The organism is Paraburkholderia sp. EG304 (assembly GCF_046543485.1).
Taxonomy (GTDB): domain Bacteria; phylum Pseudomonadota; class Gammaproteobacteria; order Burkholderiales; family Burkholderiaceae; genus Paraburkholderia; species Paraburkholderia youngii.
In genome coordinates, this window is the sequence record NZ_JBKGUA010000030.1 from 15,808 (window position 1) to 31,834 (window position 16,027).

The following is a 16,027-nucleotide window of genomic DNA, read 5'->3' on the forward strand; positions in this document are numbered from 1 at the left end:
TCGCGCGGACGAGCAGTGGGTAGTCGATAGTGCGCGCGACGAGCGCGAAGCATGGTGAACGAACTGGAAAGCCGTGTTTGGGGGTAATTCCACGAACACCTGATGCAAAGCAGGAGGTGGGGATGAACCTGAAGGGAATGTTTAGCGTGGTGATCGTCAATTACAACACGCCGAAACTGGTCGGAAATTGCGTGCGCTCCGTGCTGGAACTTTCGATTGCGGATAAGGAGGACATCGTCGTAGTGGACAACGCTTCACCGGACAATTCTTTTTCCTATCTGCGGGAGACGCTTCCGACAGGAGTGAGACTCGTCAAAACGTCGATCAATCGCGGCTTCGGAGCCGGCGTCAATTTCGGCATGGTCGGTTGTCTGCGCGAACTCGTGCTCGTGCTGAACCCGGACACCTATTTCGTCGATACATCGCTCGAAAAGGCGGTGCAGTTGTTCACCACGGAGAAGGATGTCGGCCTCGTCGGTCTCGATCTGGTCTATCCGGATGGCGAGCGGCAGTTTTCCGCGCGGCGCTTCTATTCGGTGCTCGACATACTCGGCCGGCGTTCTCCGCTCGGGCGGCTCGGCGTATTCAAGCGCCGCATCGACATCCACATGATGCGCGAAGCATGGGCCGCGGGCACGCCGTTCGAAGCCGAGTGGGTGCTGGGCACGGGCTTCATCGTGCGGCGCGCGTTGTTCGGCGAACTCGGCGGCATGGACGAGCACTTCTTCCTCTATATGGAGGACGTCGATTTTTGCGCGCGCATCTGGCAGGCGGGCTACCGCGTGCTGTGCGTGCCGGGCGCGCGGCTCACGCACGAGCATCAGCGTGCGTCGGCAGCGGGCTTCCTCAGCAAGGCGGGACGCCGGCATATGAACAGCTTGTGGCGCTTCAGCCGCAAGTATCGTGTGCCGCTGTTCAGACCGCCAGGCGTGCAGGGCCTGATTCGCGGCGCGAAGGCGCGTGCGCTGCCGGTCCCGATGAGCGCCGTGAGCGCGCGTCCGGCGGCCGCCGAGCAGGCGCAAAGCATCACGGTCGAGTGACGCCTCGCGCCGTATCGACGTGAAAAAAGAAGGAGTAACGCAATGGGGGAGGAGTAGATGAAAACCCGGCGACAGGCGCTCAAGACGTTCCTGCTCGGCGGCCTGGCCGGGGCCAGTGCAAGTGCAGCCGATCTGGGCATCGCGCGCGCGACGGGGCACGCGCCGCGCGCGCCCGGCGCGTTCGCGACTCCGGGTAACGGCGCGGACGACGGCGCAGGCGGCATCCTGCGCGTCGCCGCGTCCGTGCCCGAGCGTGCCGCATCGGAACCGGTGGCGCCGAGCTATCTGAAGACGCTGAGCGACATCGTCGCGGGACTCGAGGTCAGCGTCGCGCGCTTCGTCGATCCGCGCAGGCTGGCGGCGATCCAGCGCGGCGCGTCCGGCTACGATGTCGGCGCCGAACTCCGCGAGGCGTTCGCGAGCGGCGCGCGCGGGCTCTATCTGCCGCGCGGCATCTGGCGTTACACCGGCGACCTGACCACCGCCAACGGTTCGAGACTGCGCGGCGACGGCGGCGGCGAATACGTAGTGATCACCGACATCGCGATGGGCGCGACCGTGCTGGAGAGACAGGACGCGGGCGGCCCGACGTCGGCGGCGCTGAAGCTCGGCGACTCGGCGTTCGTCGAGCATGTGCAGGTGCGGCCCGCGCATTACGACAAGGTCATCTACTACCTCGCCAACTATCCGGCGCACACCGGCAACACGGCGATCGGCATCCACTTCGGCACGTCGGCCGGCGCGAGTCGTTGCACGGCGATCGGTTTTTCACGCGCGGGCTACGAGCTCGGCGTCACGTCGACGCTCGAGCGCTGCTATGCGTACATGTGCGAGCGCGGCTTCTACGCGACCGAGCATACCGACGGCTCGCTGATCAACTGCATCGGCATGTTCTGCCATACGGCCGGCGCGGATATCGTCGACAACTTTTGGCAGGTGATCGGCGGACGCTGGGAATGGAACGCGCGGCATGGCGTGATTCTCGGCGCGGAGTCGCTGATCGTCGGCGCGGTGTTCGATCGCAATGGCTTTGCCGCCGTCTATATGAAGAGCGGCAACTGGGGCAAGGTGGTGAACGGCAACTACTTCTCGCGCAACGGTTGCGGCGGCGACGGCAAGATCGGCCGCTGGAAGTTCTCGACGCGCGGCCATCCGTCGTACCTCGATGTGCCGCCCGGTCAGAGTTGCCACATCCAGATCGACTACCAGCAGGGCGCGACGATCGTCGGCAATCGCTACCGTCCCGGCCAGGACGACGAGAACGCCGGCTGCGACGGCCCGCAGTTCGTGTACGGCAGTTCCACCGCGCCGGGCAGCACGCCGCTCGACGGCATCACGATTCAGGGCAATTTCGGCGATCGCGCTGGCGATTCGATCGTCGGTTACGCGAAGGCGTATCCGGGCGGCGGCGCGATCGCGGGCGGCAAGGACGCGAGCCTCGTGCATGCGCTGAATCTCGGCGTCGGCTACGAACGCGGCGGCGTCGCGGCGGCACTGCATTGCGGAAACCAGACGGTGTCGCAGGAGACGACGCGCATCTCGATCAACGTGCTGCGCTCGACCTCGGGCCGCGTGGTGTTGCGTGCGGCCACACGCAGCCATGCTCTACTCGCCGAAATCCTGTTCGCAACCGACGCAAGCGATGCCAACTACAAGACCGTGGTCAGCAATCTGATCGGCAATGCGGTGAAGAGCGCGGTGTTGAACGCAAATAGTGAAGACGATCGCTACAACAAGATCGATATCGCACTAAGTGAACCTGCTTTCGTGTCGTATTCTGTTTTTTCGACTTGAGTTTTAACTGCAAACAGGACGATTGTGTCGACGAGAAACGTCATCATCGCGCTGTATTCGGTGTATGCGCTGAACTACGTGCTGCCGCTCGTTACGTTGCCGTATCTGTCGCACGTACTTGGGCCGGCCGGGTTGGGCGTGATCGGTTACGCGCAATCGATTTCGCAGATCCTTCTCGTCATCGTCGACTTCGGCTTCGGCCTGTCGAGCGCGCGCAAGGTGGCGGTCCACATCGACAACCCGGAAGTCGTGAACCGCATCTACTGGTCGACCACGATCGGCCGCGCGATTCTCGCGTTGCTGTGCTCGCTGGTGCTGGTCGTCTGGGCGTTCGCCGCTCACATGTCGCCGCAGGAGCGCGCTGCGACGCTGCTCGGCTCGCTCGTGATCTGGGGCGGCGTGCTGACGCCCGGCTGCTTCTACGAAGGCACGCAGCGCCTGCCGGTGCTCGCGGGCACGCTGCTCGCCACGCGCGTAGGTCTGCTGATTCCGCTCTTCCTGTTCGTGAAGACTCGCGACGACGTGATGCTCGCGGCCGCGCTGCAATATGCGCCGACCTTCGTGTGCGGGTTGATCCTCATGGGCGTGCTGATCTGGAAGCGCGAGATTCTGCTGACCGTGCGGGTCCGCTGGGCCGACGTGATGGCCGAGGCGAAAGAGGCGTATCACATCTTCCTCGGCTCGGCGCTGACGTCCGTGTACATGTACGCAAACGTGATCATGCTGCGCATGATCAGCGGCCCGGGCGCGGTCGGCTATTACGTGGCGGCCGAGCGGCTGACCAACGCGCTGCGCGCGTGCACGGCGCCGGCCATCCAGGCGTTCTTTCCGAAGATCTGCGTGGCGTACGAGCGCAACGACTTCGGCTATATCCACAAGGTCAACCGCGGCTTCATGCTCGCGTTCGCGGCGTCGGCGGTGCTGATCCTGGTCGGCTTCACGGTGCTCGGCGAATGGTTCGTCGGACGTTTTCTCGGCGAGGCGTTCGGCGAGACGTTCCGCATTTTGCGCGTCCTCGTGTTCGTGCCGGCAATCGTCGGCATGACGACGACCCAGGTGATGCTGACGGTGATCGCGTCGGGCAATCAGTCGTTGCTGAAGCGGATCTATATCTACGGCGCGCTGTTTCATCTGGTGCAGGCACCGATCAGCATCTACTTCTGGGGCGGTGTCGGCACCGCGTGCTCGGTGGCCGCGACCGAACTGTTCATGCTGATCGGCGTGTACAACGTGGCGAGCCGGATCAATCACGGCCAGATCGCGGTGCGCTCGCAGACGGCGATCAAGCAGGAGATGGCGGCGGAGCGGGATTAGCCGCCGAGGCGAACGGTGCTTACTGCGCGGTGGACAGATTGGTCACTTTCGCGTTGCGCAGATACAGCACCGTCGACAGCACGACCGCCGCGGCAGCCGCGAGCGCGGCAAACAGGAACACCGAGCCGTAACCGAACTCGCCGGCGATATACCCCGCCAGCGGCCCGGTGATGCCGAGCGACAGATCGAGGAACACCGAGTACGCGGACAGTGCCGCGCCGCGGCTCGCCGGCGGCACCAGCCCGACCGCCTCGACGCCGAGCGCTGGAAACACCAGCGCGAAGCCGAAGCCGGTCAGCGCGGCGCCCGCGAGCGCGAAATGCGGCTCGGGCGCGAGCCACAGCATCAACAGACCCGCGCATTCGAACGAGAACGATGCGATCGCGACGCGAAAGCCGCCGTAGGTCTTGATCGTGTTCGCGAACAGCAGGCGCGCGCCGATGAACAGCGTGCCGAACAGCGTCAGCGACAGCGCCGCGTTCGGCCAGTGCTTCGCCGCATAGAACAGCGTGATGAAGGTCGCGATCGAGCCGAAGCCGGCCGAGCCGAGCGCGAGACCCATGCCGTGCGGCAGCACGCGCGTGAACACGCTGCGATACGACATCCGCTCGCCGTGCACGACCGGCACGGGCGCGATCAGACGCGCGAGGTAATAGCCGAGCCCCGCGAGCGCGATCACCAGAATGCCGAGCGCGGTGAAGCCGATCGAGCGCGAGATCATCACGCCGAGCGGCGCGCCGATCGCGAGCGCGCCGTAGGTTGCGATGCCGTTCCACGAAATGACCCGGGCGTTGTTCGACGTGCCGACCCGGCCGATCCCCCACAGGATCGCGCCGGTGCCGCACAGGCTCTCGCCGAAACCGAGCACGAGGCGGCTGCACACCAGCAGCGCGAGGCTCAGCACCGGCCACTGATCGGCCAGCGCGGCGAGCAGCAGCAGCACGCCGCTCGCGCCGCAGCCGAGCAGACCGATCGATACCGTGCGCTTCGGCCCGAGCGTGTCGGCCGAACGGCCCGCGAGCGGCCGCGACGCGAGTGTCGCGAGGTACTGCACGCTGATCGCCGCGCCGGCCAGCACCGCGCTGTAGCCGAGGTCGCCGTGCACATAGCCGGGCAACACCGCGAGCGGAATTCCGATCGCGAGGTAGCAAAGGAAGGTGAAAAAGACGACTGGAATGATCTGCAGGGTCGTCGCAAATTCGCTGCAGGCGGGCGCGGAGTCGGTGGACATCGGGAAAACGAGACTTGAAATCGGCGAAGAGCCGTGATTCTCCCATGGAACCGATTCCCTTGCAGGGCTTGCTTAAAAAATGGGACGAATAAATGGCGGGTCGCGACTTGGTAAAGGTCCGGTTTCGCGCGGCTTGCAGGGATAAGACATGTCACTTCACCTGCAAAACATCTAAAAAAACGGCAAAAACGTCCGATCAACATAAGCGTTGCCACGCGCAAGTCCATCTCCATATCGCGCGACGAATATGTCCCCCATGCGATTCACGCTATGGGTTGCGTTTATTGACGGTGATAGCTTTCAAACCATCGACGCGGCGGGTCCGCGCGAACACAGAACAGACGAGAGCATCGAGACATGACTGAGCCGATTCGCTTCTATCACCGCAACGCGATCCGCGAAATCCAGGACGCGCCCATCACCCGCACGGTGCTGCAGTATCTGCGCGAGGACGCGCATTGCACCGGCACCAAGGAAGGCTGCGCCGAGGGTGACTGCGGCGCCTGCACCGTCGTGATCGGCGAGCGCAACGCGGCGGGCGGCGTCGACTTCAAGGCGGTCAACGCCTGCATCCAGTTCGTGCCGACGCTCGACGGCCGCGCGCTCTTCACGGTCGAAGACCTGCGCCAGCCGGACGGCTCGCTGCATCCGGTGCAGCAAGCGATGGTCGATTGTCACGGCTCGCAGTGCGGCTTCTGCACGCCGGGCTTCATCATGTCGATGTGGGCGCTCTACGAGAAGCACGGCCACGAGCATGGCTGCGCGAACCGCACGGTGCCGTCGCGCGAGGCGATCGGCAATGCGCTGACCGGCAACCTTTGCCGCTGCACCGGTTACCGGCCGATCGTCGACGCGGCCGAGCGCATGTTCGACGCGCCCGCGCCGACAGCGCCGCTCGACGTGAAGGCGCTCGCCGACACGCTCGCGACGCTCGAGCGCCGCGACACGTTCGAGTACGAGCACGCGGGCCAGCGCTTCGCCGCGCCGCGCACGGTCGCGGCGCTCGCGCAGATCAAGGAGCAGGAACCGGCCGCGCGCATCCTCGCGGGCAGCACCGATATCGGCCTGTGGGTCACCAAGCAGATGCGCGCGCCCGGCAACCTCGTCTACGTCGGGCAGATCGCCGAGCTGCAAAAGCTCGAAACCAATGACGACTGGATCGAGATCGGCGCCGGCGTCAGCGTCGAAAGAGCGTACGCCGAGATCGCGAAGCAGTATCCGGAGCTGACCGAAATGTGGCAGCGCTTCGCGTCGCTGCCGATCCGCAACGCCGGCACGCTCGGCGGCAACATCGCGAACGGCTCGCCGATCGGCGATTCGATGCCCGGGCTGATCGCGCTCGGCGCGCGCGTGATCGTGCGCGGCGGCGACATCGAGCGCGAGATGCCGCTCGAAGACCTGTACCTCGCATATCAGAAGAAGGACATGGCCGAGCACGAGTTCGTCGTCGGCCTGAAGGTGCCCGCGCGCGGCGGCGCGCGCAAGAACCTGCGCTTTCGCACCTACAAGCTGTCGAAGCGTTTCGACTCGGATATCTCGGCCGTGTGCGCGGCGTTCTCGTTCATCGCCGACGGCGACGTGATCCGCGAGCCGCGTATCGCGTTCGGCGGCATGGCCGCGACGCCGAAGCGCGCGCTCAATGCCGAAGCCGTGCTGCGCGATGCTGATTGGCACGAGGCGACCGCACAGGCCGCAATGCTCGCGCTCGGCAACGACTACGCGCCGCTCACCGACATGCGCGCGAGCAGCGACTACCGCCTCGAAGCGGCGAAGAACACGCTGTACCGCTTCTGGCTCGAAACGCGCGCGCGGGAGCCGCTGCCGAAGAGCGCACTCGATGTGCGCGCGGTCGCGCCGGCCGGCGCGAGCGTTTGAGCGCCGCGCGTCCACGGATACGGAGAACCCAACAATGAACCAGCAAGCCGAACCGTTCCTGAAAGAGCTTGAGGATCTCGACGACTTCACCCAGGTGCACGTGTCGCGTCCGCACGAGTCCGCGCATCTGCACGTGAGCGGCCGCGCGACCTACACCGACGATATCCCCGAACTCGCCGGCACGCTGCACGCGGCGCTGGGGCTGTCGTCGAAGGCGCACGCGAAGATCGTGTCGATCGGACTCGACCAGGTGCGCGCGACGCCCGGCGTGGTCGCGGTCTTCACCGCCGACGACATCCCCGGCGTCAACGACGTTGCCCCGATCGTTCATGGCGACGATCCGATCCTCGCCGACGGGGTCGTGCAATACGTCGGCCAGCCGATGTTCATCGTGGTCGCGAGCTCGCACGAAGCGGCACGTCTCGGCGCGCGGCGCGCCGAGGTGGTCTACGAGGAACTGCCGGCGGTACTGACCGCGCAGCAGGCACGCGCCGCGAACCAGTACGTGCTGCCGCCGATGAAGCTCGCGCGGGGCGACGCCGGCACGAAGATCGCGCGCGCCGCGCATCGCGAGACCGGTGCGATGCTGCTCGGCGGCCAGGAGCAGTTCTATCTGGAAGGGCAGATCTCGTACGCGGTGCCGAAAGACGACGACGGCATGCACGTCTACTGCTCGACCCAGCATCCGACCGAAATGCAGCACCTCGTCGCGCACACGTTGGGCGTTGCATCACATAACGTGTTGATCGAATGCCGGCGCATGGGCGGCGGGTTCGGCGGCAAGGAATCGCAGTCAGCGCTATTCGCCTGCTGCGCCGCGCTCGCCGCATGGAAGCTGCTGTGCCCAGTGAAGCTGCGCCCCGATCGCGACGACGACATGATGGTGACCGGCAAGCGCCACGATTTCCACTACACGTACGAAGTCGGCTACGACGACGACGGCGTGATCGAAGGCGTCGCCGTCGACATGACCTCGCGCTGCGGCTTTTCCGCGGACCTGTCGGGCCCGGTAATGACGCGCGCGCTGTGCCACTTCGACAACGCGTACTGGCTGTCGGATGTATCGATCGACGGCTTCTGCGGCAAGACCAACACGCAGTCGAACACCGCGTTTCGCGGCTTCGGCGGCCCGCAGGGCGCATTCGCGATCGAGTACATCCTCGACAACGTCGCGCGCTCGTGCGGCATGGATTCGCTCGACGTGCGCCGCCGCAATCTGTACGGCAAGACCGAACGCAATCAGACGCCGTACGGCCAGGTGGTCGAAGACAACGTGATTCACGAGCTGATCGACGAACTCGAAGCGACCAGCGACTATCGCGCGCGCCGCAAGGAGATCGACGCATTCAACGCGAACAACGAGATCCTGAAGAAGGGCCTCGCGCTGACGCCGGTCAAGTTCGGCATCGCGTTCAACGTCACGCACTTCAACCAGGCCGGCGCGCTCGTGCATATCTACACCGACGGCTCGGTGCTCGTGAATCACGGCGGCACCGAAATGGGCCAGGGGCTGAACACCAAGGTCGCGCAGGTCGTCGCGCATGAACTCGGGGTCGGCTTCAAGCGCATTCGCGTGAGCGCGACCGATACGAGCAAGGTCGCCAATACGTCGGCGACGGCCGCGTCGACCGGCTCCGACCTGAACGGCAAGGCCGCGCAGGACGCCGCGCGCCAGCTGCGCGAGCGGCTCGGCGCTTTCGCGGCCGAACGCTACGGCGCGGGCAGCGTGAACGCGCGCGACGTGCGCTTCGCGCATGATCGCGTGGTGGTCGGCGAGGTCGCCGTGCCGTTCGAGGAAGTGATCGCGAAGGCGTATCTCGCGCGCATCCAGCTGTGGTCCGACGGTTTCTATGCGACACCGAAGCTCTACTGGGATCAGTCGAAGCTGCAAGGCCGGCCGTTCTATTACTACTCGTATGGCGCGGCGGTATCGGAAGTCGTGATCGACACGCTGACCGGCGAAATGCGCGTGCTGCGCGCCGATGCGCTGCACGACGTCGGCGCATCGCTGAATCCGGCGCTCGACGTCGGCCAGGTGGAAGGCGCGTTCATCCAGGGCATGGGCTGGCTCACCACGGAAGAACTGTGGTGGAACGCGGGCGGCAAGCTGATGACGCACGCGCCGTCGACGTACAAGATTCCGACCGTCAACGACGTGCCGCCGGTCTTCAACGTGAAGCTGTTCAAGAACCGCAACGTGGAGGACAGCATCCATCGTTCGAAGGCGACCGGCGAGCCGCCTCTGCTGCTGCCGTTCTCGGTGTTCTTCGCAGTGCGCGACGCGGTGTCGGCGGTGGGCGGCCACCGGGTCAATCCGCCGCTCAATGCGCCCGCGACCAGCGAGGAAATCCTGAAGGCGGTCGGCGCGGTGCGCACCGCGGCCACGGCCGCGCGGCAGGCTTGATGCGAATGGCGGACGAGCGGGAGCGCGATATGGAAGTACGCCTGAACAATTCTGTGAACGGCACCGGCGCCAGTGACGACCGCGCGCCGGTGCGGATCGGCCGGCGTAGCGTCGCATCCGAAATGGCGCCGCGGCCCGCGCCGATGCATATCGTGCTGTTCGGCGCGGGACATGTCGGCCATGCGCTCGTGCAATTGCTCGACAGCCTGCCGTGCGTGGTCCAGTGGGTCGACGAGCGCGACGAGCTGTTCCCCGACGAAACGCCGCCCAACGTGCAGGTCGAAGCGACCGACACGCCCGATGCGATCGTCGACGCGGCGCCGCCCGGCGCGTGGTTTCTGGTGATGACGCACAACCATGCGCTCGATTTTTCGCTGGCCGCGCGCATCATGCGACGGCGCGATTTTAGCTATTTCGGCATGATCGGCTCGAAGACGAAGCGCGTGAAATTCGAGCGGCGTCTGCTCGAACGAGGCGTGGAGCTGGAGCGGCTCGCGGACATGACATGCCCGATCGGCGTCGAGGGCATCGTCGACAAGGCGCCCGCCGCGATCGCGATTGCGGTGTGCGCGCAACTGCTGCGATTGAGGGCACAACGGGCCGCGAGCCAGATCCGCGCAACGGAGCAGATCATGGCTTAGGCCACACGGCGCAACGGCTTGCGCGAGTGTTCGAGGGGGACGGGGCTCATGCGCCGTCCCCCTTCTTCATTTGCCGCTGGACACTCGTTGTTGGCCCCGCTGCGGCGTCTTCACGCGCGGCGCTTTGCGCGCGACCAGCTCACTCGACACCTCGGACATCAACGTCCTCAGCCAGCCGACATCGCTCGGCCGATCCGGCTGCGGATGCCACAACTGATAGCAGCGGATGCGCGGAAATGCGATCGGCACATCGACGACCGCGAGCGGCAGCATGCTCGCGTAGTGCATCGCGAAGCGCCGCGTGGTCGTGAAGATCAGATCGGATTGCAGCAGCGTCTGCGCGACGAGCCCGAAGTAGGGCAGCGTCGCGACGATACGCCGGCTCGCCTTCGCGCGCGCGAAGCCGGTATCGATCGCCCCGCCGCGCGTGCCGCTGTACGGGGTCGGCGCCAGATGCGGCGCGGCCAGATAGGCGTCGCGCGTGAGCGGCTCGCGGGTCAGCGGATGGTCCGCGCGCATCATGCACACGACGGTATCGGCGAACAGGTCGCTGCGCTCGAAGCGCGGATCGGGCTTCGGCCAGTTGCCGATCACGAGATCGAGTTCGCCGGCGTCGAGCGCGGCCGAATGATCGAGCAGCGGCCCCAGCGACTCGATTTCGAGCCGCGCATGCGGCGCCGCCTCGCGAAATCGCGCGATCACGGTCGGCATGAAGAAGTCGTTCAGATAGTCGGGCGCGGCGACGCGAAACGTGCGGCGCGAGCGGCCCGGGTCGAAATCGCCGTGCGGCGTCGCGACGAAATCGACATCGCGCAGCACGCGCTGCGCGGCCGCGAGCAGCGACTCGCCGTATTCGGTCGGCACCATGCCCGACTTGCCGCGCACCAGAATCGGATCGCCGAGCGTATCGCGCAGCTTGCGCAGCGCGGTGCTGATCGCGGGCTGGGTCTGGTTCAGCCGCATCGCGGTCTGCGTGACGCTGCGCTCGACGAGCAGCGTGCGCAGCACGCGCACGAGCCAGATATCGAGTGAGGCGGCGGTGTCGTCCATGGTCGAAGCGTGGTGACGCGGGCGCCGCCGATCGGCTCGCCGCGCGGCGCGCGCGTGGGGTGCGAAAGCTTATAACCTTAGGCCCGTTTGCGCGTCGGCGGCATAGCGGGCGCGGTATGGCCGGCATCAGCGCGGCGCGTGCCGGCGGCGCTTCGCTCGGGCCGAAGCGGCAGCCGCAGCGCGGCCCGCCGCCGCCGTGTTATGGCGCCGGTGCCGGCTTGTCCGCGAGGCCCCACGGCAGCGAACTGATCCGCTTCACTTCGCGCGATTCGAGCCAGTTCGGCGTGCGCGCGCAGTACAGCACCATCGGCAGCGCGTCCTCGCCCCAGAACAGCTGATCGTTCAGACGAAACGTCGGCACGCCATAGACGCCGAGGTCGATCGCATCGGCGGTATTGCGTTGCAGTTGCGCCTTCACCGCTTCGTCCTGGATCAGCTCGGGGCCGTCCGGCCTGCCGACGCGCTCGCACAGCTCGGCGAACGCTTCGTCGCTCGACGGGTCGCGCCCGTCGCGCCAGATGAAGCGGAAAATCTCGCGCACGAATTGCACGTCGCCGTTCGCGGCGGTTGCGAGCAGCAGCGGTTTCATCGAATCGAACGGATGGGCGGGCGGCATCTTGTACGGAATGCCGAGCTGCTCCGCGCGAAACAGCGCATGCCGGTACATGAAGGTGCGCTTGGCGGGCACGCTGTACGCGGAGCGCTGGCCCCAGTGGCGATACAGATCGTTCAGCACGACCGGCGTGAATGCGAAGTCCATGCCGGGCCATTTGTCGTGTTGCTCGAGCAACAGGTACGTGAACGGCGAGACGAAATCGTAAAACCACAGCGGCTGTTGGGCGTCGATGCCAACGGTCATAAAGGTCTCCCGGATTGCCTGTGTCGGACGGAGCGGAGGGTGGGTCCGTTATCTCATCAAAATTGTAGCGATCTTACGCGGTGCGCTCCCGGCTTGCACCGGTCGATATCTCCTGGTGGCGGGCGGCGGGTGCGGGTTCAGGCGGTGTCGCCGGCGCGCTCAGCCTTTGACTTGATCGGCCGCCTGCTCGTCGGCTTCGTCCAGCCCGGCCGGCGTGTCGCGGCTTGCCATGAGCCGCCGCCGCACGAAGCCGATGTGCTCGCGCAGCACGTAGAACTGGTCCGCGTATGCGAGCGGCATCTTCATGCCGTTGACCGAGTCTTCGATCGCGTCGAGCCGCTCGATCAGCGACGCGCGTTCGGCCGGCGAGTGTTCGCTGAGCGCGCTGCGCTCGATCGCGATCAGCGCGCCGTACCAGCGATAGATGCGCGACTTGACGCGCCATGCGTACAAGCCCGGCACGACGCGCAGCGCCGGCACCAGCAGCACGATCAGCGGCACGACGATCACCAGCAGGCGGTCGGCGAGGCTCGCGATCCAGAACGGCAGCGTCCGGTACAGGAAGCTCTTGCCCGACTTGTAGTAGCGCGCGGCGTCGTCGGACAGCGGGAAATCGTGCGCGAGCGGCGCGGGGAATTCGCCGGCGCGCTGCATCGTCGTCGCGCCGCCGTGCACCTCGCGCGCGGCTTCGATCAGCAGATCCGACAGCGCCGGATGCAGCGAATCGCGCGCGATCAGCTCGGCGGTCGGCGCGACGATGCTGATCGAGTTCGCCGGCAGGTTCTTGCCGAGGTCGAAGGCGCCCATCGGCACCTTCAGCTGCGTCAGGTACGGAAAGCGGCGCGTGTACGCGTCGGCCTGCGAAAAATCGTAGAAGCGCACATTCCCCGTGCGGTAGAGCTTGCCCATCACGGCCGGTTGCGCCGAGTCGCCGGCGAGGAAGGTTGCGTCGATCGTGCCGTCGATCAGCGCGTCGGCGGCTGCGTCGCCCGTCAGCGGCAGCAGCCGGGTCGGGCCGCCCGGCACGATGCCGTTGGCCTTCAGCAGCGCGAGCGCGAGCTCGCGCGTGCCGCTGCCCTCGGGGCCGATCGCGAGGCGTTCGCCCTTGAAGCCGGACAGCCAGTCGACCGGCGCGCCGCGATAGAAGATCGCGAGCGGCACGTAAGCGACGCTGCCGAGCGACATCAGGCTTTTGTCCTTGTCGACCGCGGCGGGCACGATGCCGCTCTGCACGAAGCCGACATCGACGTTGGCCTTCGGGTCCAACAGCCGCTTCAGATTTTCCTGCGAACCCTGCGAGGCCAGCACGTTCAGCGTGATGCGGTTGCGCGCGAGGATCGCCTTGTACTTCTGCGCGGCGATCCAGAACGTGCTGCCGACCGGGCCGGCGCTAATCGTCAGCGTATTCGGCGGAGCGGGCTGGATCAGCCGCACGGCGGCCCAGATGCCGACGATCACGAGCAGCACGAGCGGGCCGAACGAGACCGCCAGGTCGCGCCACGAGATCGCGACAAAACGGGCGACGAGATGGGTAGGGCGGCTGCGGCCGGTGTCAGGCTTCATCGGATCTTCTGAAAACGGCGGTCGGTCGGGCGCGAAAGCGCGCAGGCGGCTTGGGCGGCGCGCCAGCACGCGTCGCGCCGATGGTACCTGAGATTGGCACGGCCGCGAATCGCGTAGCCGCCCGTCACGCCGACAAACGCGTAACAAATGGTGAGCGTCGCGGGTGCGCGCCAGCATGACGTCCATGCAAAATTTGCGCGACCACGTAGCGTGTCCGTCTTTATCCGGCAAGCATGACGCACCCGCTGTCGGTGCGCCACGCCGCGCGCTAAACCCTTTGCGCTTCTGTGCCGGCTAGATTAAATTGTGCATCGTTACCGCGATCCAACGTTTGCGGCGATATCCCGGCAAGACGGACAAGAACCGGGCACGTCGGCGGACTTCGCGGTTTGCCGATTACCGGTAATCAGCCTCTCTCGTCTCTTGCACATCGTGTCAACCGTTGACGGCCGTCGCGCACGCGCGCATTCGCGCGATGACGGCCGCCCGTAGTCGTAACGAAGCCGCTTGTTGATGCGGTCCAATGTGAAACCAAGGAGAAGAGAGCTATGAAAACGGTCGGTTTTCTGAAAACACTGGGTGCGGTCGTGGCAATGGTGGCGGCGTGCAGCGTCTACGCCCAAAACGCTCCGGATACGGCGTCGGCGGCAGCCACCGTCAAGGCCGGCAAGGCAGCGAATCATGAACTTGGCCGTAAGGTGCGCCACGCGCTGACCAAGACCCAGGGTCTCGACGTGTCGCACATCGCCGTGCGCGCGCGTGGCGGCGCAGTGACGCTGACCGGCACGGTGCCGGACCAGGGGCAGGCCGAGAAGGCCGGCGAAGCCGCCAAGGGCGTCGAGGGCGTGACGTCGGTGACGAACAAGCTGACGGCGAAGCAACAGTAAGCGGTGCGCGCGAGCGCGGCGCCGTAAGGCCCGCGTCGGAAGGTCTATCAATCAGTTCGGAGGCTCCGGCATTTTCGCCGGAGCTTTTTTTTCGTGCGCAGTTTTGGGCGCGGCACTTGCGACGTTTGCGGGACCGCAGCAATGCGGCTTGCCGCACTCACTGGTGCTGATCGAGGCGCGGCTGTCCCGGCTTCGTGCGCTGCGGCACAGTACCGACGCATCGCGGGGCGTACTGTGACGAGGAGGGAATGGGGAGCCAAGCTTATGCAAACCACGCAGTTTCGCTACATCGATCTGCCGATCGGCGATCGCGCGGCATTCGAACTGGTGTGCGCAAGACACGGTTTCGCGCCCGCGCATTTCGACATCAGCGCGAGCGCGGCGCCCGGTGAGCCGGCGCACGAACGCGTCGTCACCGTGCGGCGTGTCGACTGGTCACGGTCGTATCGCGATGGCCACGGTCAGTGGGTCCGGCAGTTCGAGGCGGATCTGACCAGCCGGTTTTTCAAATAGACACCGGTCACGCGTGCGCGCTTGACGCGTCTTCAACGGGCGGCTCACGACAACACCAGCCGCACGCCGACCAGCGTCAGCGTCGCCGCGAGCAGATTGCGCAGCAGCACTTCCGGCGCGCGCGACGCCAGAAAGCTGCCGATCGCGATGCCGGGCAGCGATCCCACCAGCAGCGACAGCAGCATCGACCAGTCGATCGAGCCGAGCAGCCAATGTCCGGCACCCGCGAGCAAGGTCAGCGGCACCGCGTGCGCGATGTCGGAGCCGACGATGCGTGTGGTCGGCAGCATCGGATACAGCAGCAGCAACACCGTCACGCCGATCGCGCCCGCACCCACCGACGTCAACGACACCAGCGCACCGAGGATCGCGCCGGTCAGCATCGTCAGCGCTAGCGTGCGCCCTTGGCTCGGCGCGCGTAGCTTGCGCGCGCCGAGCGCCGCAAGCTGCGGACGGAACACCAGCGCGATCGCGGTAACCAGTAGCGCCGCGCCGAGCACGACCTGGATCAGCCGGCCCGCGCGCGGCGTGTCCATTCCGTAGCGATGCAGCAGGATCAGCGTGATGGTGGCCGCGGGCACGCTGCCGGCGGCGAGGCGCAGCGTGACCAGCCAGTCGACCGAGCCCTTCAGGCCGTGCACCAGCGTGCCGGTCGCCTTGGTGGCGGCCGCGTACAACAGGTCGGTGCCGACCGCGGTGGCAGGGTGCACGTTGAATAGCAGGACGAGTATCGGCGTCATCAGCGAGCCGCCGCCGACGCCCGTCAGCCCGACCAGAAAGCCGACGAACAGGCCGGAGACGGAGTACAGCAGATCGATGTGGGGAAGTGCCATTAAGCGGACAGCTGACGCAGCGC

At 66.2% G+C, this 16,027-nt stretch carries 13 protein-coding genes; 8 read left to right on the top strand and 5 right to left on the bottom strand.

The window, feature by feature from the left end; translation table 11 throughout:
* Window positions 1-122: 122 nt before the first annotated feature.
* The 3 genes from ACLFKU_RS28520 to ACLFKU_RS28530 are packed head-to-tail and all read left to right on the top strand — an operon-like array spanning window position 123 to window position 4,148.
* Window positions 123-1,040, top strand: a complete 918-nt coding sequence (locus ACLFKU_RS28520; protein ID WP_410851303.1) for a glycosyltransferase family 2 protein — start codon at window positions 123-125, stop codon at window positions 1,038-1,040.
* Window positions 1,041-1,097: 57 nt separating this feature from the next.
* Window positions 1,098-2,834, top strand: a complete 1,737-nt coding sequence (locus ACLFKU_RS28525) for a hypothetical protein (RefSeq protein WP_410851304.1) — start codon at window positions 1,098-1,100, stop codon at window positions 2,832-2,834.
* A 24-nt stretch (window positions 2,835-2,858) separates the two neighbouring features.
* Complete coding sequence (locus tag ACLFKU_RS28530; RefSeq protein WP_410851305.1) at window positions 2,859-4,148, top strand: oligosaccharide flippase family protein; 1,290 nt, start codon at window positions 2,859-2,861, stop codon at window positions 4,146-4,148.
* Window positions 4,149-4,167: 19 nt separating this feature from the next.
* Here the strand turns inward: ACLFKU_RS28530 and ACLFKU_RS28535 are convergent, their stop codons facing one another.
* Complete coding sequence (locus tag ACLFKU_RS28535; RefSeq protein WP_410851306.1) at window positions 4,168-5,379, bottom strand: MFS transporter; 1,212 nt, start codon at window positions 5,377-5,379, stop codon at window positions 4,168-4,170.
* A gap of 357 nt (window positions 5,380-5,736) precedes the next feature.
* Here ACLFKU_RS28535 and xdhA point away from each other — a divergent pair, with 357 nt between their 5' ends.
* Genes xdhA through xdhC form a run of 3 tightly spaced genes read left to right on the top strand, consistent with a single transcriptional unit; the run spans window position 5,737 to window position 10,299 of the window.
* A complete protein-coding gene (gene xdhA, locus ACLFKU_RS28540) occupies window positions 5,737-7,254 on the top strand; it encodes a xanthine dehydrogenase small subunit (RefSeq protein WP_410851307.1) in 1,518 nt (505 codons plus the stop codon).
* 34 nt (window positions 7,255-7,288) lie between these two features.
* The gene (gene xdhB / locus ACLFKU_RS28545) at window positions 7,289-9,658 is read left to right on the top strand and encodes a xanthine dehydrogenase molybdopterin binding subunit (RefSeq protein WP_410851308.1); all 2,370 of its coding nucleotides are present in this window, start codon (window positions 7,289-7,291) and stop codon (window positions 9,656-9,658) included.
* Between the two features lie 29 nt (window positions 9,659-9,687).
* Complete coding sequence (gene xdhC, locus ACLFKU_RS28550) at window positions 9,688-10,299, top strand: xanthine dehydrogenase accessory protein XdhC (protein ID WP_410851309.1); 612 nt, start codon at window positions 9,688-9,690, stop codon at window positions 10,297-10,299.
* Window positions 10,300-10,365: 66 nt separating this feature from the next.
* On the opposite strand, the gene ACLFKU_RS28555 is transcribed toward xdhC, so the two are convergent.
* From ACLFKU_RS28555 to ACLFKU_RS28565, 3 genes are all read right to left on the bottom strand, one after another.
* A complete protein-coding gene (locus ACLFKU_RS28555; protein WP_368585375.1) occupies window positions 10,366-11,349 on the bottom strand; it encodes a LysR substrate-binding domain-containing protein in 984 nt (327 codons plus the stop codon).
* Window positions 11,350-11,548: 199 nt separating this feature from the next.
* Window positions 11,549-12,208 (bottom strand): 2-hydroxychromene-2-carboxylate isomerase, encoded by a 660-nt coding sequence (locus ACLFKU_RS28560; protein ID WP_368585374.1) that lies wholly within the window; start codon window positions 12,206-12,208, stop codon window positions 11,549-11,551.
* Window positions 12,209-12,367: 159 nt separating this feature from the next.
* Window positions 12,368-13,771 (bottom strand): TAXI family TRAP transporter solute-binding subunit, encoded by a 1,404-nt coding sequence (locus ACLFKU_RS28565; RefSeq protein ID WP_410851310.1) that lies wholly within the window; start codon window positions 13,769-13,771, stop codon window positions 12,368-12,370.
* A 548-nt stretch (window positions 13,772-14,319) separates the two neighbouring features.
* Here ACLFKU_RS28565 and ACLFKU_RS28570 point away from each other — a divergent pair.
* On the top strand, window positions 14,320-14,658 hold the full coding sequence (locus ACLFKU_RS28570; RefSeq protein WP_176109426.1) for a BON domain-containing protein: 339 nt from the start codon (window positions 14,320-14,322) through the stop codon (window positions 14,656-14,658).
* A gap of 264 nt (window positions 14,659-14,922) precedes the next feature.
* Complete coding sequence (locus ACLFKU_RS28575; protein WP_176109425.1) at window positions 14,923-15,171, top strand: hypothetical protein; 249 nt, start codon at window positions 14,923-14,925, stop codon at window positions 15,169-15,171.
* A gap of 44 nt (window positions 15,172-15,215) precedes the next feature.
* Here ACLFKU_RS28575 and ACLFKU_RS28580 read toward each other — a convergent pair whose 3' ends face one another.
* Window positions 15,216-16,004, bottom strand: a complete 789-nt coding sequence (locus ACLFKU_RS28580) for a sulfite exporter TauE/SafE family protein (protein WP_368624144.1) — start codon at window positions 16,002-16,004, stop codon at window positions 15,216-15,218.
* Window positions 16,005-16,027: the final 23 nt, after the last annotated feature.

Excerpts from the sequence above, each read along its gene's own strand:
- xdhB (WP_410851308.1), top strand. The coding sequence starts at position 7,289 with ATGAACCAGCAAGCCGAACCGTTCCTGAAAGAGCTTGAGGATCTCGAC.
- ACLFKU_RS28525 (WP_410851304.1), top strand. The coding sequence starts at position 1,098 with ATGAAAACCCGGCGACAGGCGCTCAAGACGTTCCTGCTCGGCGGCCTG.
- xdhC (WP_410851309.1), top strand. The coding sequence starts at position 9,688 with ATGGAAGTACGCCTGAACAATTCTGTGAACGGCACCGGCGCCAGTGAC.
- ACLFKU_RS28555 (WP_368585375.1), bottom strand. The coding sequence starts at position 11,349 with ATGGACGACACCGCCGCCTCACTCGATATCTGGCTCGTGCGCGTGCTG.
- ACLFKU_RS28565 (WP_410851310.1), bottom strand. The coding sequence starts at position 13,771 with ATGAAGCCTGACACCGGCCGCAGCCGCCCTACCCATCTCGTCGCCCGT.
- ACLFKU_RS28535 (WP_410851306.1), bottom strand. The coding sequence starts at position 5,379 with ATGTCCACCGACTCCGCGCCCGCCTGCAGCGAATTTGCGACGACCCTG.
- ACLFKU_RS28560 (WP_368585374.1), bottom strand. The coding sequence starts at position 12,208 with ATGACCGTTGGCATCGACGCCCAACAGCCGCTGTGGTTTTACGATTTC.
- ACLFKU_RS28575 (WP_176109425.1), top strand. The coding sequence starts at position 14,923 with ATGCAAACCACGCAGTTTCGCTACATCGATCTGCCGATCGGCGATCGC.
- ACLFKU_RS28570 (WP_176109426.1), top strand. The coding sequence starts at position 14,320 with ATGAAAACGGTCGGTTTTCTGAAAACACTGGGTGCGGTCGTGGCAATG.
- ACLFKU_RS28520 (WP_410851303.1), top strand. The coding sequence starts at position 123 with ATGAACCTGAAGGGAATGTTTAGCGTGGTGATCGTCAATTACAACACG.
- ACLFKU_RS28580 (WP_368624144.1), bottom strand. The coding sequence starts at position 16,004 with ATGGCACTTCCCCACATCGATCTGCTGTACTCCGTCTCCGGCCTGTTC.
- xdhA (WP_410851307.1), top strand. The coding sequence starts at position 5,737 with ATGACTGAGCCGATTCGCTTCTATCACCGCAACGCGATCCGCGAAATC.